This window comes from Streptomyces sp. NPDC096205, from assembly GCF_044763135.1.
GTDB lineage: Bacteria > Actinomycetota > Actinomycetes > Streptomycetales > Streptomycetaceae > Streptomyces.
In genome coordinates this window covers 973423-991341 of sequence record NZ_JBIWFS010000001.1, presented here as the reverse complement: position 1 = coordinate 991341, position 17919 = coordinate 973423, and the positions used below count along the sequence as shown (strand labels likewise).

The window sequence follows — 17919 nt, the reverse complement described above, 5'->3', positions numbered from 1 at the left end:
GAATCGTTCGCCTCGGGCCGTCCCCCGGGTCGTGCGGCCGAAGCACCTTCCCAAATCCCGCTGCCGCAAGGGCGGTTGTCCGGGTGCCCCTTTGAACCTTGGGAGTAGGCCCACATGACCCAGCAGTCACTGGAGCCGAAGACCGTCGCGGAGGACGCGGGTGCTGGTACCCGCCTTCCTGCCGGACGCTCTTGGCTCGACCGGTACTTCCACATATCCAAGCGGCAGTCCACCATCGCGCGTGAAGTGCGCGGCGGCGTCACCACCTTCATGGCGATGGCGTACATCCTGCTGCTCAACCCCCTGATCCTGTCCGGCGAGGACGCCTCGGGGGACATCCTCAGCCAGAAGGCGCTGATCACCGCGACCGCGTTCGCGGCGGCCCTCACCACGCTGCTGATGGGTTTCGTCGGCAAGGTGCCCCTGGCCCTCGCCGCGGGCCTCTCCGTCTCCGGAGTCCTCGCCTCGCAGGTCGCGCCCGCGATGACCTGGCCGCAGGCCATGGGCATGTGCGTGATGTACGGCGTGGTCATCATGCTGCTGGTCGTCACCGGCCTGCGCGAGATGATCATGAACGCGATCCCGCTCGCCCTCAAGCACGCGATCACCATGGGCATCGGCCTGTTCGTCGCCCTGATCGGCCTGGTGAAGGCCGGCTTCGTGCACGAGAACCCGGCGCCCGCCGGCGGCCCGGTGGTGCTCGGCCCGGCCGGTGAACTCGCCGGCTGGCCGGTGCTGTTGTTCGCGGCCACCCTGCTCGCCATCTTCATGCTCCAGGCGAGAGGCGTCCCCGGCGCCATCCTCATCGGCATCGTCGGCGGCACCCTGATCGCCGTGATCCTCAACGCCGCGGGCGTCGTCGACCCCAAGCAGTGGGCGTCCGGGGCACCCGAACTGCACGGCAGCGCGGTCTCGATGCCCGACTTCTCGATCTTCGGCGACGTCGAGTTCGGCGGCTGGGGCGAGGTCGGCGCGATGACCGTCGGCATGATCGTCTTCACCCTGGTGCTGGCCGGCTTCTTCGACGCGATGGCCACCATCATCGGCGTCGGCACCGAGGCCAAGCTCGCCGACGAGCAGGGCCGGATGCCGGGCCTGTCCAAGGCGCTGTTCATCGACGGCGCGGGCGGCGCGATCGGCGGCGTCTCCGGCGCCTCCGGCCAGACCGTCTTCGTCGAGTCGGCCACCGGTGTCGGCGAGGGCGCCCGCACGGGCCTCGCGTCGGTCGTCACCGGCCTGTTCTTCGCGGCCTGTCTGTTCTTCACCCCGCTCACCGCGATCGTGCCCGGCGAGGTCGCGGCCGCGGCTCTGGTGGTCATCGGCGCGATGATGATGATGAACGCCCGGCACGTGGACTGGTCCGACCGGGCCACCGCGATCCCGGTGTTCCTGACGGTCGTGCTGATGCCCTTCACCTACACCATCACCACGGGTGTGGCCGCCGGTGTCATCGCCTACGTCGCCATCAAGATCGCCCAGGGCAAGGCCCGCGAGATCGGCGCCTTCATGTGGGGGCTGACCGTGATCTTCCTGGTGTACTTCGCCCTGAACCCGATCGAGGGCTGGCTGGGCGTCCACTAGCAGCAGGGCGGTCCGAGCGCCCCACTCGCCCGGACGGCTCCCGCCCCTTCGCACCACCGCTGTCAAGGAGACCGACATGCTGGACATCGCCGAGGACCTGAACCGGTGGGTCGAGCAGGGCCGTGACTTCGCCGTCGCCACCGTGGTGGCGGTCGGCGGCAGCGCCCCCCGTCAGCCCGGCGCCGCCCTCGCGGTGGACGCCGACGGTACGGTGATCGGCTCGGTGTCCGGCGGTTGTGTGGAGGGCGCGGTGTACGAGCTGTGCCGACAGGCCCTCCAGGACGGCGAGTCCGTCCTGGAGCGCTTCGGCTACAGCGACGACGACGCCTTCGCCGTGGGCCTGACCTGCGGCGGCGTCATCGACATCCTGGTCACCCCGGTCCGGACGAGGGACGCCGTCCGGCCGGTGGTGGCGACCGCGCTCACCGCCGCCGCCCAAGGGGAGGCGGCGGCGGTGGCGCGGATCGTGTCCGGGCCCGCGGACCTCACGGGCCGGGCCCTGCTGGTCCGTCCCGACGGCTCCTGGGACGGCGGCTTCGGCAGTCATCCCGAGCTGGACCGCACGGTCGCGGCCGAGGCGGGCGCCTTCCTCGACGCCGGCCGCACCGGCACCCTGGAGATCGGAGAGCAGGGCTCTCGCTGCGGAGCACCGCTCACGCTGCTGATCGAGTCCAGTGTCCCCGCCCCCCGCATGATCGTCTTCGGCGCGATCGACTTCGCCGCCGCGCTGGTCCGCGTCGGCAAGTTCCTCGGCTACCACGTCACGGTGTGCGACGCCCGGCCCGTCTTCGCCACTCGCGCCCGCTTCCCCGACGCCGACGAGATCGTCGTCGAGTGGCCCCACCGGTACCTGGAGAGCACACAGGTCGACGGCCGGACCGCCTTGTGCGTCCTCACCCACGACGCCAAGTTCGACGTGCCCCTGCTGAAGCTCGCGCTGCGGCTGCCGGCGGCGTACGTCGGCGCCATGGGCTCGCGCCGCACCCACCTCGACCGCAACGAACGCCTGCGCGAGGTCGGCGTCACCGAGCTCGAACTGGCCCGCCTGCGCTCCCCGATCGGCCTCGACCTGGGCGCCCGTACGCCCGAGGAGACCGCCCTGTCCATCGGCGCGGAGATCGTCGCGGCCCGGCGCGGCGGCAGCGGGGTCTCGCTGACCGGGGCGCACACGCCGATCCACCACGACGGGTCCTCGGCGCCGACGGGGACCATCGGCTCGGTGGCCTGACGCCCGGTCAGGACCTTCTGAGCAGCGCGTTCATCGCGCGGCCGAACACCGCCCGCGCCGCCGCCCCCACAAGCGGGTCGAAGGCGCCCGGCAGGAACCGCACGCCCAGCTCCTCCCGCCACAGCACGCGCGTACGCCCGCCGGGCTCCGGCAGCACCTCCAGCTCGGCCCAGCCCAGCACCACCCGGCCGCGCTTCTCCAGCCGGCACCGCCCCGGCGAGCCGTCCGCAGGAGGCCGCCACACGGTGACCTCCATCCGGTCGTCGAAGGCGAGCGGTCCGAGGCCGGAGCGGGCCACGACGACCGTGCCCTCCCGGGTGGGCGGACCCGGCTCCACGGTGACGCGGGTCAGCGGCACCACGTCGCCGTGCCGGGACCACTCGGTGATCCGCCGCCACGCCTCGTCGAGGGGGAGCGGGACCGTACGCCGGAGGAGGAAGGTGACCACGCGGCGATCCTAGGACCCCCGGACCGGCGACGGTCGGCCCTCCGCGCCGCGTCCCGGTGGAGGGCTTTGTTCCGTTTCGCGGTCGTACGGTGACTCTTCCGCAACGGTGAGTCGTACGGCACTGTGATCCCGAATCGACCCCCCGCACCGGCCGGAGGACGCTCATGGACCGCGAACTGCTCGACAGACTCGGCGAGATGCACCGCGACCCGTACCCGCACTACGAGCGTGCCCGGCAGACCGACGGACTCGTCCGGGTCGACGAGCTGGACGCCTGGCTGGTGGCCCGGGACGCCGATGTGCGCGAGGTGCTGGGCCGGCCAGAGGCGTTCTCCTCCGCCAACGCGCTCAAGCCCGACGTGCTGCCCTCGCCCGCCGCGCTCGCCGTCCTCGCCGGCGGCTTCCCCGACCGGCCCCATGTCGTCGTCTCCGACGGTGACCTGCACCGGCGGCTGCGCGAGCCGCTCGTGCGCGGACTGTCCCCGGCGCGGGTCGCCGCCGTCGCGCCGTACATCGCCGAGCGCGCCGCCGCGCTCGTCGGCGAGTTCGCCGGGCAGGGGTCCGTGGAGCTGATGTCGGCGTACGCCCGCCGGCTGCCCGGCGAGGTCATCGGCCGGGTCGTCGGCCTGGACCCCGCCGACGTGCCGGCCGTCGTGGAGGGCGGGCAGCGGTTCCTGGAGCTGGTCTTCCTCCCGCTGCCCGAGGAGGAGCAGGTCGCCGCCGCCGAGGCCGTGGTCCGGATGCAGCACCTCCTCGACGGCTACGCCCGCGACCGCCGGGCCCGGCCGCGCGAGGACCTGTGCACCGACATCGTCGTCGACGTGGCCGGCGAGGGCACGGCCGAACTCACCCTCGACCAGCGCCACGAGACCGTCTCGCACCTGGTGAACCTGCTGCTCGCCGGGCACCTGACCACGACCGGCCTGATCGGCACCACGGTGCTGCACCTGCTGCGCCACCCCGCCCAGTGGGAGCTGCTGTGCAAGGAGCCGGACCGCGTCCCGGCGGCCGTGGAGGAGGCGGCTCGCTACGACACCGCGCTGCAGGGCTTCCGCCGGGTCACCACCTGCCCGGTGAACCTGTCCGGCACCGAACTCCCGGCCGGGGCCGATGTGTTCGTCTCCTTCGGCGCCGCCAACCGGGACGCCGCGGCCCATGCGCGCCCCGACGAGTTCGACATCACCCGCGCCCCGGGCCGGCATCTCTCCTTCGGCGTCGGCGCCCACGCCTGTGTCGGCAAGGGGCTCGCGCGCGAACAGGTCCAGGCGACGCTGCGCGAGCTGACCTCCCGGCTGCCGAGCCTGCGCCTGGCCGGGGACCGTCCGGTCACCATGCTGCCGATGGTGCTGCGCTCGCCGCAGGAGCTGCACCTGACGTGGTGAACCGCTAGCGGTACACCTTCCCCGGCTCCGCCTTGCCGGGGGCCAGGAGTTGGGGGACCGTCACGAAGACGTAGCCGCGCTCCTTGAGCGCCTTGATGATGCCGGGCACGGCCGGCACGGTCCCGTCGTAGAGGTCGTGCAGCAGGATGATGCCGTCCCGGGAGGCCTGGTCCAGGACGCGCTGCCGGATGAGCGCCGGGTCGTTCGTCTTGTAGTCCTTGGCCGTCACGCTCCACAGCACCTCCGCCATGCCCAGCTCGCGGCAGATCTCGTGGACGGTGTCGTCGGTGCGGCCCTGCGGCGGGCGCATCAGGGTGGGAGTGCGCCCGGTCAGGCGCCGTATCTCCTCGTTGGGGCGCTTGAGTTCCTCGCGTATCTCGTCGGGCCGCAGATCGGTGAGGATCTTGTGGCCCCAGGTGTGGCTGGCTATCTCGTGCCCCTCGTCGGCCATCCGCCGCACCAGCTCGGGATAGGTGTCGATGTGCCGCTTGCCCAGCAGGAAGAAGGTCGCCGGGACCCGCTCCCGCTCGAGGATGTCCAGCAGTCGCGGGGAGTTCTCGCTGGGCCCGGCGTCGAAGGTCAGCGCGATGCACTTGGCCTTGCGGCAGTCCACGGTCCCGAACCGCGCGGGCGCGCCGGCGGCGGCCTCCGCGCGTACGGAACTCGGCGCGGTGGTCTCCAGGCGGGTGCACCCTGTCAGCGCGAGCGTCACACAGGCGGCCACCGCACCGAGGGCGGCGGCACGGAACCCGGCCCCCGTTTTCGTCGTCTTCCGGGTCGGAAGCTCCTTGGTCAGAGAAGGCATGCGGGGACTATACACGGCGAGTATATACGCGGTGCATAGCGCTTCTGCCTGGGCTTTCTCACTTCTTCCGGATCGCCACGCCGGCTGCGCTGGCCGCGTTGGCCCCCACCACCGCCCCGATGCCCGCCCACTCGGCCACCCCGAGCCGCTGTTCGAGGACGACCAGCCCGACCAGCGCGGCCAGCACCGGATTGACGCTCATGAACAGCCCGAAGGCCTGGGCCGGCACCCGCCGCAGCGTGACCAGATCCGCGAGATACGGCACCGCCGACGACAGCACCCCCGCCGCCACGGCGTACCCGAGCGCCCCCACCGTCGGCGGACGCACGACCGCGACGGCCACCCCGACCGGCAGAAAAAGCCCCGCCGACACCACGGCCGCGGCCGCCGCACCCCGGGCACCCGGTATGCGCTCCCCGATCGTGCGGTTCAGCAGGATGTACGACGCCCAGCACGCGGCCGCCAGCAGGCCCAGGCCCATGCCGAGGAAGTCCGCCGACGGCCGGGGCCGCATCAGCGTGACCACCCCCGCCGCGGCGACGAGCGCACAGCAGGCGTCCAGGCGGCGGCGCGCCCCGGCCAGTGCCAGGGCGAGCGGCCCGACGAACTCCAGCGTCACCGCGAGCCCCAGACCGACCCGGTCCACCGCGGTGTACAGCGACAGGTTCATCGTCCCGAAGACCAGCGCGAGCAGCAGCACCGGCCGCCACTGCCGGCCGGTCAGCGACCGCAGCCCCGGCCGCGCGACGGCCGACAGCACGGCTGCGGCGACGTACTGACGCACCGCCACCACGCCGACGGGCCCGATGACCGGGAACGCGAGCGCGCCGAGCGCCGCACCGGTCTGGTTGGACAGGCCGCTGCCGAGCATGGTGGCGACACCGAGGAGGCGCACGCGGGGCGCGAGGGCGGCGGACGGGGCTGCCGGGGCTGCCGGGTCCGCCAGGCCTGCCAGGTCTGCCGGGTCTGCCGGGCGGGCCGGATCTGGGGCGGCGGATGCGGATGCCGCTGCGGCCGGGGCCGCGGGACGTTCGGGGGCCGTTGACATGCTCAGAGGGTGCGGTCCGCCCGGGGATGCACAAAATGCAAGGACCGGCCGATCTATACGCTGGCGTCATGGATGTGGAGCTGCGTCATCTGCGCTGCCTCGTCGCGATCGCCGACGAAGGCACCTTCACCGACGCCGCCCACGCCCTCGGCGTCTCGCAGGCGGCCGTCTCCCGCACCCTCGCCGCGCTGGAGGACACCCTCGGCGCCCGGCTGCTGCGGCGCACCTCCCGCTCGGTGACGCCCACCGGCACGGGGCTGCGCGTCCTGGCCCACGCCCGGCGGGTGCTGGCCGAGGTGGACGACCTGGTCCGTGAGGCGACCGAGGGCTCGCAGCGGCTGCGGGTCGGGTACGCCTGGGCCGCGCTCGGCCGGCACACCCTCGCCTTCCAGCGCCGCTGGGGCGCCGCGCACCCGGCGACGGAACTCCAGCTGGTCCGGGTCAACTCCGCCACCGCCGGGCTCGCCGAGGGCAGCAGCGACCTCGCGGTGGTGCGCCGCCCGGTGGACGACCGCCGCTTCGACAGCGCGATCGTCGGCCTGGAGCGCCGGCTGTGCGCCCTGGCCGCCGACGACCCGCTGGCCCGGCGCCGCTCGGTCCGGCTCGCCGACCTCAGCGGCCGCACCCTCCTCGTCGACCGCCGTACGGGCACGACCACGCCCGAGCTGTGGCCGCCGGAGTCCCGCCCGGAGACCGAGGACATCCATGACGTGGACGACTGGCTCACCGTCATCGCCGGCGGCCGCCGCGTCGGCATGACCGCCGAGTCCACCGCGCACCAGTACCGGCGCCCGGGCGTGGTCTACCGCCCGGTCCGCGACGCCGCCCCGGTAGCCGTCCGTCTCGCCTGGTGGCGCGACGACCCGCATCCCGCGACCCGGGCGGCCATCGAACTCCTCACCGAGCTGTACCGGGGCTGATCGCGGGCGACGGACAGTGCCGGCCGATGCGTTTCCTCTTGTTTTCCGGTTGTTTGCCCGGCCCCTTGATCGCCGTCCAGGGCGACTTCACAAAGTAGTCGGACCGTCCTTGTCGCCACCTTCCGGGCGTGTCCTAATCGGCATTTCCGGCGCCGAGAACCCCGAGAGGAACGGCAAGCGATGACCACTGAGCGGACGAAACCACTGGCCGGCAAGAGCGCGATCGTGACCGGTGGGTCCCGGGGGATCGGCCGGGCCATCGTGCGGCGGCTGGCCGCCGACGGCGCGGCGGTGATGTTCAGCTACGGCCGCGACGAGGCGGCCGCGCGGGAGACCGTCGCCGAAGTCACCGCCGAGGGCGGGACGGTGTGGGCCGAGCGCATCGAACTGACCGACCTGGACCAGATCGAGCGGCTGTTCCTCGCCGCGGACAAGCATTTCGACGCCCGGCTCGACATCCTTGTCAACAACGCCGGCACGTTCCTCCGCACGCCGATCGGGGAGACCGCCGAGGCGGACTTCGACCGGCAGATGGCCGTGAACGCCAAGGCGCCGTTCTTCGCCATCCAGCACGCCGCGAGCCGGATGACGGACGGCGGTCGGATCGTCAACGTCTCCACGGTCACCACCCGCTGGCCGCGCCTGCAGGAGGCCGTGTACGCCGCCAGCAAGGCCGCCCTCGAACAGTTCACCTGGATCGCCACGCGCGAGCTGGGCGGCCAGGGCATCACCGTCAACGTCGTCTCGCCCGGCCCCACCGACAGCGGCGAGAAGGGCATGCTGCGCTCGGCCACCACGGACGAGATCCGCGCGGAGGTCGCCCGGCAGACCCCCTTGGGTGCCCTCGGCAGCACCGCCGACATCGCCGGCATGGTCGCCTTCCTGGTCGGCCCCGACGGCGGCTGGGTCACCGGCCAGAACATCCGCGTGGACGGCGGCCTCGTCTGGTGATCCCGGGCAGGCCCTGAGGCTGCTGTACGCCGCTCAGCTCGGGCCGCTCCAGGATCTCCGCGATCTCGGCGAGCGGCCCATGTCACAGGCCTGAGGTCTCTACAGCCAGTCGCGCCGCTTGAAGATCACGTACAGGCTCACGCACACCATCGCCATCAGCAGGACCGCGAACGGGTAGCCCGCGATCCAGTGCAGCTCCGGCATGTGGTCGAAGTTCATGCCGTAGATCGTGCCGACCAGGGTCGGGGCGAAGAGGATGGCGGCCCAGGCGGAGATCTTCTTGAGTTCCTCGTTCTGCTCGAAGCCGGCCTCCGCCAACGCCCGCATCTCCGCGTTCTGTTGCTGGGTGACCAGGGTCGCGTTGACCGTGAGGATCTCGGTCAGGGCCTGGCGGAAGCCGTCGACGCGTTCGCTGGTGTGGGTGACGTGGTCGGCGACGTCACGGAGATAGCGCTGGAGTTCGTCGTCCGTGCCGTACTTGGAGAAGCCGGCCATCAGGCCGTGCAGCATGCCGACCAGGGGGCGGGTGGCGCGCTGGAACTCGACCATCTCGCGGGAGAGTTCGTAGATGCGGCGGGAGACTTCGGGGTCGCCGCGGAAGACCTCCGTCTCGATCTCGTCGATGTCGTTCTGGACTCCGGCGACGACCGGCGCATAGCCGTCGACGACTGCGTCGAGGATGGCGTACAGCACCGCCTCGGGGCCCAGTCGCAGCAGCTCCGGTGACGCTTCCATACGGCTGCGGACCGCCGACAGGTCCGGGGCCGCGCCGTGCCGGACCGTGATCACGAAGTCGGGGCCCACGAAGACGTGCAGCTCGGCGAAGTCGATCTCCTCGGGGGCGTCGAGATAGCGAGTGGCGCGCAGGACGACGAAGAGCGTCTCGCCGTAGCGCTCCAGTTTCGGCCGCTGATGGGCCTCCAGCGCGTCCTCCACCGCCAGCGGGTGCAGGTCGAACTCCGCGGCGATGGAGAGCAGTTCGGGCTCCGTCGGACGGGCCAGGCCGATCCAGGCCATGCCCTCGGGCTGCTCGCGCAGCTCGCGGAAGGCCTCGGCCAGCGTGCCGGGGGAGGAGACCCGGACCCCGTCGCGGTACAGCGCCGCCTCCACCACGCTGCCGATCTCGGCGGGCTCCGCCGCGGCCTCCGGCTCCGGCACGGGCCCCTTCGCCGCGAGCGGTGTACGGCCCCGGACGTACCTGCCCGGGCCCTTGGCGGCGGGACGTGGGCGTCGCTCTGCCATCGGTGCCTCTCCGGTCGGGCTGCGGATCACCGCGAGAATACCGTCGAGGACAGAAGTCGTCCGCAAGCCCCGATAGCGTTCCCCGCATGACGAAGACGACGTCCCCGGCCCCCCTGCTCGGCACCCGCGCGCTGAACCGCGCGACCCTGGACCGGCAGTTGCTGCTGCGCCGTGCGCCGCTGCAGGCCGCGGCGGCGGTGGAGCATCTGATCGGGTTGCAGGCGCAGAACGTCAGGCCGCCGTACTACGCGCTCGCCGCCCGCCTCGACGGCTTCGTGCCCGAGCGGCTCTCGGAGCTGATGGCCGAGCGCGCCGTCGTCCGCATGGTGACCATGCGCTCGACGATCCACACGCACACCGCCGCCGACGCGCTCGCCCTGCGTCCGCTCGTGCAGCCCGCCCGGGACCGGGAGATCGGCGTGTTCCGCAAGGGGCTCACCGGCGTCGACCTGGACCGGCTCGCCGCGCTCGCCCGTGAGTTCGTCGAGGCCGAGCCGCGGACCATGAAACAGCTGCGCGAGCACCTGCTCGCCGAGTGGCCGGACGCCGACCCGCAGGCCCTCGGGGTCGCAGCCCGCTGCAAACTCCCGCTCGTCCAGGTCACCCCGCGCGGACTGTGGGGCCGCAGCGGCCAGGTCTCGCTCACCACCGCCGAGCACTGGCTCGGCCGCCCCGCCGGACCGGCCGCCGCCATCGACGACGTCGTCCTGCGCTACCTCGCCGCTTTCGGGCCCGCCTCCGTCAAGGACATGCAGACCTGGGCGGGACTGACCCGGCTGCGGCCCGTCTTCGAACGGCTCCGGCCGCAACTCCTCACCTTCCGGGACGACAACGGCGTCGAACTCTTCGACCTCCCCGACGCCCCGCGCCCCGACCCGGACACCCCCGCCCCGCCGCGCTTCCTGCCCGAGTTCGACAACCTGCTGCTCTCCCACGCCGACCGCACCCGGGTGGTGCCGCCCGAGCACTGGGGCAGCACCTGGCAGGGCAACACGGTCCACTGCACGCTCCTCGTCGACGGCTTCCTCGCGGGCGTGTGGAAGCTCCTCGACGACACCCTCGTGATCCAGCCCTTCGGCACCCTCACCAGGGCCCGGCGCGCCGAGGTCGAGCAGGAGGGGCGGCGCATGCTCGACACGCTGCACAAGGGGACGTCGTACGACATCAGGTACGGGACCGTCATCCGGTGACCGGACATGGATAGAGGGCGTTGCGGGCCGCTCGTGGAGGCCCGCAACGCCCCCTGGTTACTCACCTGAGGGATACTCAGGAGTCTTCTGGGTTCACGAGTTGACCTGTGCGGTCACGAGGCTGGAGAAGGTCGTCAGCCGGGTGTAGACACCCGGGTAGCCGGCCCTCGCGCAGCCCTCGCCCCAGGAAGTGATCCCTGCCAGGACGCCCCCGATGAGCAGGGGACCGCCGCTGTCGCCCTGGCAGGTGTCCACGCCGCCGGAGGTGTATCCGGCGCAGACCATCTCGCTCGCGACGTAGTCGGAGCCGTAGGAGCTGCCGCAACTGCTGTCGGACACGACCGGGACGGTCGCGGTCCGCAGCTGGTTGGAGGAGCTGCCGCTCTCCGAGGTCGTGCCCCAGCCGAGCACCCGGGCGGTGGTGCCGGCCGCGTACACGCCCGTCTGCGAGGAGGTGACGTACTTGGCGGTGGTGTACGGCATCGACGTCGACAGCGTCAGGACGGCCACGTCCTCGCCGTTGGTGGCGTCGGTGTAGCTCGGGTGGACCCAGATCCTGCTGACCCGGGCGACCGTGCCGTTGGTGCCGTTGAGGTAGGTGCGGCCGCCCACCACGCGGACCGAACCGGTGGTCTCGCCCACCATGCAGTGCGCGGCGGTGACGACCTTGGTGGGGGAGACCAGCGTGCCGCCGCAGAACTGGTTCTGGTAGGCGTCGGTGATCTGCATGACGAACGGATAGGCGGAGGTGGTGGTCGTGGTGCCGCCCACGATCGGGTTGGGGGCGGCGGAGGCGGTGGGGGCGCAGGTGAGGGCGGTGGCGGCGGCAGCGGTGCCGACCGCGAGGGCTACGACGGATCGTCTTGCACGGGTGAACCCGAACATGAGTCTCCTCAAGGATTGCCGGTGGGGGGTCGCGCGGGGTGGGGGGTGATGCACGGCGGCCTCGGGACCGGCCTCCGTGTGCCCGGCGAGCGGCACGCCTTTACGCTAGAGGCGGGCCCTGCCCCCTCCCAATGAGGGAACCCCCTAGGGGAGTTGGGGCAGGGAAAACCCTCGGTCGTGCGCGGGGCTCACTTGGCGTGGCGGCCCGCGGCCAGTCGGACGATGTCCACCCGGGAGCGGATACCGAGCTTGCGGTAGACCCGGGTCAGGGTCGCCTCGACCGTCTTGACGCTGATGAACAGCCGGCCGGCTATCTCCCGGTTGGTCGCGCCCTCCATGACGAGCGCCGCGACCTGACGCTCCATCGAGGCGAGCCCCTCCAGCGCGTCGACCTCGGCGGGCGCGGGCGCGGGTGCGGCCGGCTCCGCCGGGGTCGCCGTCGCGGCCGCCTCCACCTGCTTCAGCCAGGGCAGCGCCCGGCACCTGCGGAACAGCCGCTCCGCCTCGTCGTACGACGTCGGACCGGGCCGCCCGGTGCGCAGCCGGGCCAGCGCGAAGGCCGCCCGCGCCTCCTCCAGGCCGTAGCCCAGCTTGGCGAGCCGGTCCTGGACGGACGTCAGCTGTGCGACGGCCGCCTCACGTTCGCCGCGCGCGGCCCGCACCAGCGCCTCCGCCCGGTCCAGCACGGCGAGCACGCTCTCCCGGCCGAGCCGCAGCGCCTGCTCGCGGGTGACGTCGATCACCTCCTGGGCCTCGGCCGTCTCGCCGACGAGCACCAGCGCCTCGGCCAGATTGCCCTGCCAGCGGCCGCGGGCCGGGTCGGTCACGCCCAGGCTCTCCTCCAGCTGCCGCACCCGGCGCAGCGAACCGACCGCTCCGGCCGCGTCCTGGGCCACGAACTGGGCATGTCCCAGCGAGCCCAGGGCCAGCGACAGATACACCGGGTCGCCGTCCTCCTCGGCGTGCGTCACCGCCTCCCGGGCGAGCTCCAGCGCCTGCTCCACGTCCCCGCCCGACGCTTCGGCGAGGGAGGTGAACATCGTGGAGGCGCTCTCGCCGATCCCGCAGTCCCGGGCCAGCCGCAGGCTCTCGCGGGCCAGGTCCAGGGCGCGGCCGCAGTGCCCGGAGCGCAGCTCGGTCTCCGCGAGCGAGCGCATGAAGTGCACCTCGCTCTCCACGTTGCCGCGCCGGCGTGCCTCGCGCAGCAGCGCGGTGACGGTGGCCCGGGCCTCGGAGAGCTGGTCGCTCATGATCAGCCAGCGGAAGCGGGCCGCCCCCGCCCCGTTGTGATGACACGCCACCTGCGGGTCCTGCGGCTCACGCAGGGCGCGCTTGATGGTCTGCGGGGCGTTCGGGTGGCCCATCAGGGTCTCGGCGGTCGCCTGGAAGGACAGGGCGAGCAGTTCGGTGCGCCGGTCGCCGCCCCGGGCGGCCAGCTCGGCGGCGCGTTCGGCCTCCTGCCGGGCCTCGGCGAAGTCACCGAGGACCATCAGTCCGCGCCAGGCCAGCTGGTAGTGGACCTGCGCCAGCAGCCGCGGGTCGTCGCCCGCGTCCGCGAGGGCCTGCGGGAAGACGGCGTCGACGTCGCCGAGCGCCTGACCCGCGGCCTCGATCACCACCATCCAGGCCCGCACCCGGTCGCTGGAGGCGGTCGCCCGGGTCAGCACGTCCCGGGCGATGTCCCGGGCCAGGTCGACCTCGCCGGCGGTCAGCGCGTCCTCGGCGGCCTGGAGCCGGCGAGTGTCGGGGCTCGGCACCATGCCGGCCGGGGTGTGCCGGGCGGCGAGCAGCCCGAGCGAGGCCGCCACCGACGGCGCCCCGCGGTCCCGGGCCAGCGCGGCGGCCTCCCCGAGCCGCGCCGCGACCTCCGGGTCGGTGCCGGTCGTGGCCAGCGCCAGATGCCGGGCCCGCTCGATCGGGTCGAAGGCGGCGGTCGACAGCGCGGCGTGCGCGGCGCGCCGCGACTGCGCGGGCGCCTCCGCGTACAGGGCGGCCGAGATCAGCGGATGCGCGAACCGTACGGCGGGACCCTCCGGCTCGGTGGCCAGCAGCCCGAGCGCCGCCGCCTGGGCGGTCTCCGCCTCGGCGTTCTGCCGGCCGGCCGCGTGCAGCAGGGCCAGCGTGGGACGGGCACCCGCACTGGCCACCAGCAGGGTGTCGCGCGCGTCCTCCGACAGCATCTCCAGACGGCTCAGCACGAGCGCCCGCAGCGAGGTCGGCACCGGCAGCGGCTCGCCCGGACGGGGCGGCGTGGCGCTCTCGGCGAGGGCGCGGCCCAGCTCCAGGGCGAACAGCGGGTTGCCGCCGCTGGTGCGGTGGATGTCCCGGACGGTGGAGCGGGGCAGCTCGTAGCCGCCCTGGTCGAGCAGCGCCGACACCTGGGCACGGGTGAGCGGGCCGAGCCGCAGCGCCAGCGTCTCCGGCGGGGTGGCCCGCAGCTGACGGTCGTACTCCGGCCCCTCGGTGCGTACGGCGCACAGGATCTGCACCGGGAAGTCGCCGAGGCGGCGGGCGGCGAAGCCCAGCAGCTCGGCGCTCGCGGAGTCCAGCCACTGCAGGTCGTCGGCCACGACCAGGACAGGGCCCTCGGCGGCCAGCGCCCGCAGCACCGACAGCACGGCCAGCCGCAGGGCGAGGCCGTCGCGCTGGAGGCTGGACTCGCCGCGGCCGGTCAGCGCCGACTCCAGGGCGGTGCGCTGGGCGGCGGGCAGCTTGTCGGACACCTCGTGCAGCACCAGGCCGAGCAGGTCGGCGAGGGCCAGGAAGGGCAGATGCGATTCGGACTCGGTGGCCGAGCAGCGCAACACGGTCCGTGCGGTGCGGCCGTATTCCGCGGCCAATGCCCGCAGCACGGTCGACTTTCCTATTCCGGCGGGCCCCTGCAGCAGCACGCTGCCGCCCCGGGCGAGCTGCTCGCGCGCCGCGCCGAACAGCTCCTCCCTGCCGATGACCAGGTCGGGGCGGCATCGGGCAGGCTCCTGGAAGTCCCGTCGCACGGTCACCGCTCCCTCCGTGTGTCGTGGCCGTGCCAAATTCTAGGCAACGACTCATTGAAATCCGGAGTGACGAGGTGGTGAGGGAAATAACAACTTGGGAGCATACGGAAATTCGGGGCGCCGGTATATGAATGGATGGCCATCATGTCGGCTCTGCCGCCGGCCACGGCAGCAGCACCCGCGTCCGGCGTTCCGGCTACCCAAGTACCCCCGCCCGGCGGGCCGGCTACGGCAGCACCCGCGTCCGGCGGGCCGGCTACGGCGGCTGCACCCGCGTCCGGCGCGCCGGCTACGGCAGTACCCCCGCCCGGCGTGCCGCCGCCACGGCCTCGCCGCGTGTGCGGGCGCCCAGCTTGCGCATCGCCGAGCGCAGATAGCTCTTGACCGTCTCGGGGCGCAGGCCCAGCCGGTCGGCCGCCGTCGCGTTGGTGGCACCCGCGGCGACCCAGGTCAGCACATCGACCTCCCGCGGCGCGAGGTCCACCGCGCGCGGAGCCGCCGGACCGTCGGGGCCGTCCGGCGCCAGCAGCCCGCACGCCCGCAGCAGCTCCTCCCGCAGCTCCGGGTCCGTGATCCGCGGGGCCAGCGCCCGCAGCGCCGCGTGCGCCTCCCGCATCCGCTCGCGGGTGGCCGTGGCCTCCACGCGGGTGCCGGTGGCAGCAGCGGGGGCCGAGGCGAGCAGGTTCCTCGCCTCCTCCGCCGCCACCAGCGACTGCTCCACGTCCCGCGCCGCCTCCACCGCCGCGTGCAGGGTGCGGTCGCCCAGCGGCTGGGCCGTGCGCAGGGCGCCGTAGAGGACCCCGCGCACCCGGCGCCGTACGACGACGGGCACCGCGAGCACCGAGCGCAGGCCCTCCGTGGCGACCGGCACGTCGTACTCGTGGCTGATCTGCCGCGAGGAGGAGTAGTCCGTCACCGCGCACGGCCGCGACAGCGCGACCGCCTTCCCGCCCAGGCCGTTGCCCGAGGTCACCGCCAGCGAACGCAGCGCAGGCGTCGCCGTGCCGCTCAGCTCGCTGATCCGCAGCTGCGGCCGGCCCGGCTCCACCAGCCCGCCGAACGCCACGGGCAGCCCCGTCACCCGCCGCAGCCGCACCAGCGCGGCGCACAGATCCGTCCCCGCCACCTCGCTCGTCATCGCGTCCGCCGCCACCACTCGCTCGTGCCTGCCATGCCCCACACACCCGCTCGCCTTTCCCGCCGCAGGTCCGGCCGCCCCGCCACGTGCCGGACCCGCTCGCCCATGCCGCTCCGCCTGCCGGCCGCTCCCGCCGCGCCGGCCGTGTCCGCCCACTTCCTCTCGCCCGTCCGGCCGCATCCCGAAGGGCCGCTGCCGCCGCCCCGCGTCCCGATCGCGGGGCAGGCCGGCCGCAACCCAGGGCCTGTCTGACGGGCCCCAGCGGCGCACACCCCCGTTCGGGGGTAGTGAGACCTGCATCACGGATTACACGATGACCGGGAGCCGCCCGGCAATGGTCCGGCACAGAGGAGGACAGATGACGACGGCCACCGAGGACTTCCGCGGGGCACGCGATTTCCTGCTGGAGCACCGTGAGGACTACGTCACCGCATACGAGGGCTTCGCGTGGCCGCGCCCCGAGGAGTTCAACTGGGCCCTGGACTGGTTCGACCGGATCGCGGACGGCAACGACCGCACGGCCCTGCACATCGTCGAGGAGGACGGCACCGAGACCCTGCTGTCCTTCGCGGAGCTCTCCGACCGCTCCGACCGCGTCGCGAACTGGCTGCGCGGCCTCGGAGTGCGGGGCGGCGACCGCATCCTGGTCATGCTCGGCAACCAGGCCGAGCTGTGGGAGACCGCCCTCGCCGCGATGAAGCTGCGTGCCGTCGTGATCCCCGCCACCCCGCTGCTCGGCCCCGCCGACCTGCGCGACCGCGTCGAGCGCGGGCAGGTCCGGCACGTGATCGCGCGGGCCGAGGACACGGAGAAGTTCACCGAGGTCCCCGGCGGCTACACCCGCATCGCGACCGGCGGCACCGGAGGGGAGTGGCACGCCTACGAGGAGGCCTACGCCGCCCCCGCCGGCTTCACCCCCGACGGCCCCACCCGCGCCGACGACACCCTGATGCTGTACTTCACCTCGGGTACGACCGCCCGCCCCAAGCTGGTCGAGCACACCCACACCTCGTACCCGGTCGGCCACCTCGCCACCATGTACTGGATCGGCCTGAAGCCCGGCGACGTGCATCTGAACATCTCCTCGCCCGGCTGGGCCAAGCACGCCTGGTCCAACCTCTTCGCGCCCTGGAACGCCGAGGCGACCGTTTTCCTCTTCAACTACACGCGCTTCGACGCGGCCCGGCTGATGGCCGAGATGGACCGTGCGGGCGTCACCACCTTCTGCGCGCCCCCGACGGTGTGGCGGATGCTCATCCAGGCCGACCTCGGCCAGCTCGCCACCCCGCCCCGCGAGGCCGTCGCCGCGGGCGAGCCGCTCAACCCCGAGGTCATCGAGCAGGTCCGGCGCGCCTGGGGCGTCACCATCCGGGACGGCTTCGGCCAGACCGAGACTGCCGTCCAGGTCTCCAACAGCCCCGGCCAGCCCCTGAAGACCGGCTCGATGGGCCGCCCCAGCCCCGGCTTCCGCGTCGAACTGCTCGACCCCGTCACCGGCGCGCCCGGCGCCGCCGAGGGCGAGATCGCGCTCGACCTGTCCGCCCGCCCGGTCGGCCTGATGACCGGCTACCACGGCGACCCGGAGCGCACTGCCGAGGCCATGGCGGACGGCTACTACCGCACCGGGGACGTCGCCTCCCGCGACGAGGACGGCTACCTCACCTACATCGGCCGCAGCGACGACGTCTTCAAGGCCTCCGACTACAAGATCTCCCCCTTCGAGCTGGAGAGCGCCCTCCTGGAGCACCCGGCCGTCGCCGAGGCCGCGGTCGTGCCCGCCCCGGACGAGCTGCGCCTGGCGGTGCCGAAGGCGTACGTCGTCCTGGCGGAGGGCTGGGAGCCGGGCGCCGACACCGCGAAGGTGCTGTTCGAGCACTCCCGTGACGTCCTCGCCCCCTACAAGCGCATCCGCCGCCTGGAGTTCGCGCCCCTGCCCAAGACCGTCTCCGGCAAGATCCGCCGCGTCGAGCTGCGCGAGGCCACCGCGGCCGGGTCGGACGCCGAGTACCGCGAGGAGGACTTCCGGTGAACCCGTCGACCCCGGCGACCCCGTCGACCCCGGCGACCCCGTCGACCCCGGCGACCCCGTCGAACCCGGCAACCTC

The 17919-nt window shown here is 73.3% G+C and carries 14 protein-coding genes; 7 read left to right on the top strand and 7 right to left on the bottom strand.

The features are described 5' to 3' along the window. Positions 1 to 114: 114 nt before the first annotated feature. Both ACIQ6Y_RS04475 and ACIQ6Y_RS04470 read left to right on the top strand, forming a co-directional pair. On the top strand, positions 115 to 1581 hold the full coding sequence (locus ACIQ6Y_RS04475; protein ID WP_404032756.1) for an NCS2 family permease: 1467 nt from the start codon (positions 115 to 117) through the stop codon (positions 1579 to 1581). A gap of 76 nt (positions 1582 to 1657) precedes the next feature. Beyond that, positions 1658 to 2809, top strand: coding sequence for an XdhC family protein (locus tag ACIQ6Y_RS04470; RefSeq protein ID WP_404032753.1), 1152 nt, complete (start codon positions 1658 to 1660; stop codon positions 2807 to 2809). 7 nt (positions 2810 to 2816) lie between these two features. Here ACIQ6Y_RS04470 and ACIQ6Y_RS04465 read toward each other — a convergent pair whose 3' ends face one another. Further along, positions 2817 to 3257 (bottom strand): SRPBCC family protein, encoded by a 441-nt coding sequence (locus ACIQ6Y_RS04465; RefSeq protein WP_404032750.1) that lies wholly within the window; start codon positions 3255 to 3257, stop codon positions 2817 to 2819. 164 nt (positions 3258 to 3421) lie between these two features. Here ACIQ6Y_RS04465 and ACIQ6Y_RS04460 point away from each other — a divergent pair, with 164 nt between their 5' ends. Then, complete coding sequence (locus tag ACIQ6Y_RS04460) at positions 3422 to 4639, top strand: cytochrome P450 (RefSeq protein ID WP_404032748.1); 1218 nt, start codon at positions 3422 to 3424, stop codon at positions 4637 to 4639. Between the two features lie 4 nt (positions 4640 to 4643). Here ACIQ6Y_RS04460 and ACIQ6Y_RS04455 read toward each other — a convergent pair whose 3' ends face one another. Together ACIQ6Y_RS04455 and ACIQ6Y_RS04450 are read right to left on the bottom strand one after the other, a co-directional pair. Beyond that, entirely contained in the window at positions 4644 to 5444 is an 801-nt protein-coding gene (locus tag ACIQ6Y_RS04455; protein WP_404032745.1) for a polysaccharide deacetylase family protein, read from the bottom strand. A 58-nt stretch (positions 5445 to 5502) separates the two neighbouring features. Further along, complete coding sequence (locus ACIQ6Y_RS04450; RefSeq protein WP_404033699.1) at positions 5503 to 6315, bottom strand: EamA family transporter; 813 nt, start codon at positions 6313 to 6315, stop codon at positions 5503 to 5505. Positions 6316 to 6560: 245 nt separating this feature from the next. On the opposite strand from ACIQ6Y_RS04450, the gene ACIQ6Y_RS04445 reads away from it, so the two are divergent. Next, positions 6561 to 7412: a LysR family transcriptional regulator gene (locus ACIQ6Y_RS04445; RefSeq protein ID WP_404032743.1), complete on the top strand. Its 852-nt coding sequence runs from the start codon at positions 6561 to 6563 to the stop codon at positions 7410 to 7412. Positions 7413 to 7592: 180 nt separating this feature from the next. Continuing rightward, positions 7593 to 8363, top strand: coding sequence for an SDR family oxidoreductase (locus ACIQ6Y_RS04440; protein WP_404032740.1), 771 nt, complete (start codon positions 7593 to 7595; stop codon positions 8361 to 8363). A 99-nt stretch (positions 8364 to 8462) separates the two neighbouring features. Here ACIQ6Y_RS04440 and ACIQ6Y_RS04435 read toward each other — a convergent pair whose 3' ends face one another. Then, on the bottom strand, positions 8463 to 9605 hold the full coding sequence (locus tag ACIQ6Y_RS04435) for a magnesium and cobalt transport protein CorA (protein WP_404032738.1): 1143 nt from the start codon (positions 9603 to 9605) through the stop codon (positions 8463 to 8465). An 86-nt stretch (positions 9606 to 9691) separates the two neighbouring features. Here ACIQ6Y_RS04435 and ACIQ6Y_RS04430 point away from each other — a divergent pair, with 86 nt between their 5' ends. After that, complete coding sequence (locus ACIQ6Y_RS04430) at positions 9692 to 10795, top strand: winged helix DNA-binding domain-containing protein (RefSeq protein WP_404032735.1); 1104 nt, start codon at positions 9692 to 9694, stop codon at positions 10793 to 10795. Positions 10796 to 10888: 93 nt separating this feature from the next. On the opposite strand, the gene ACIQ6Y_RS04425 is transcribed toward ACIQ6Y_RS04430, so the two are convergent. The 3 genes from ACIQ6Y_RS04425 to ACIQ6Y_RS04415 form a co-directional block, all read right to left on the bottom strand. Beyond that, positions 10889 to 11680 carry a S1 family peptidase gene (locus ACIQ6Y_RS04425; protein ID WP_404032732.1) on the bottom strand — a complete coding sequence of 264 codons (792 nt, stop codon included), beginning with the start codon at positions 11678 to 11680 and terminating at the stop codon, positions 10889 to 10891. 188 nt (positions 11681 to 11868) lie between these two features. Next, complete coding sequence (locus tag ACIQ6Y_RS04420; protein ID WP_404032729.1) at positions 11869 to 14682, bottom strand: AAA family ATPase; 2814 nt, start codon at positions 14680 to 14682, stop codon at positions 11869 to 11871. Between the two features lie 283 nt (positions 14683 to 14965). After that, positions 14966 to 15814 carry a LuxR C-terminal-related transcriptional regulator gene (locus ACIQ6Y_RS04415; RefSeq protein WP_404033697.1) on the bottom strand — a complete coding sequence of 283 codons (849 nt, stop codon included), beginning with the start codon at positions 15812 to 15814 and terminating at the stop codon, positions 14966 to 14968. Positions 15815 to 16172: 358 nt separating this feature from the next. On the opposite strand from ACIQ6Y_RS04415, the gene ACIQ6Y_RS04410 reads away from it, so the two are divergent. Continuing rightward, on the top strand, positions 16173 to 17843 hold the full coding sequence (locus ACIQ6Y_RS04410; protein WP_404032727.1) for an AMP-binding protein: 1671 nt from the start codon (positions 16173 to 16175) through the stop codon (positions 17841 to 17843). Positions 17844 to 17919: the final 76 nt, after the last annotated feature.

Coding starts and splice junctions, on each gene's coding strand:
- ACIQ6Y_RS04470 (WP_404032753.1), top strand. CDS start 1,658: ATGCTGGACATCGCCGAGGACCTGAACCGGTGGGTCGAGCAGGGCCGT.
- ACIQ6Y_RS04450 (WP_404033699.1), bottom strand. CDS start 6,315: ATGCTCGGCAGCGGCCTGTCCAACCAGACCGGTGCGGCGCTCGGCGCG.
- ACIQ6Y_RS04435 (WP_404032738.1), bottom strand. CDS start 9,605: ATGGCAGAGCGACGCCCACGTCCCGCCGCCAAGGGCCCGGGCAGGTAC.
- ACIQ6Y_RS04475 (WP_404032756.1), top strand. CDS start 115: ATGACCCAGCAGTCACTGGAGCCGAAGACCGTCGCGGAGGACGCGGGT.
- ACIQ6Y_RS04460 (WP_404032748.1), top strand. CDS start 3,422: ATGGACCGCGAACTGCTCGACAGACTCGGCGAGATGCACCGCGACCCG.
- ACIQ6Y_RS04440 (WP_404032740.1), top strand. CDS start 7,593: ATGACCACTGAGCGGACGAAACCACTGGCCGGCAAGAGCGCGATCGTG.
- ACIQ6Y_RS04410 (WP_404032727.1), top strand. CDS start 16,173: ATGACGACGGCCACCGAGGACTTCCGCGGGGCACGCGATTTCCTGCTG.
- ACIQ6Y_RS04425 (WP_404032732.1), bottom strand. CDS start 11,680: ATGTTCGGGTTCACCCGTGCAAGACGATCCGTCGTAGCCCTCGCGGTC.
- ACIQ6Y_RS04430 (WP_404032735.1), top strand. CDS start 9,692: ATGACGAAGACGACGTCCCCGGCCCCCCTGCTCGGCACCCGCGCGCTG.
- ACIQ6Y_RS04455 (WP_404032745.1), bottom strand. CDS start 5,444: ATGCCTTCTCTGACCAAGGAGCTTCCGACCCGGAAGACGACGAAAACG.
- ACIQ6Y_RS04415 (WP_404033697.1), bottom strand. CDS start 15,814: ATGACGAGCGAGGTGGCGGGGACGGATCTGTGCGCCGCGCTGGTGCGG.
- ACIQ6Y_RS04445 (WP_404032743.1), top strand. CDS start 6,561: ATGGATGTGGAGCTGCGTCATCTGCGCTGCCTCGTCGCGATCGCCGAC.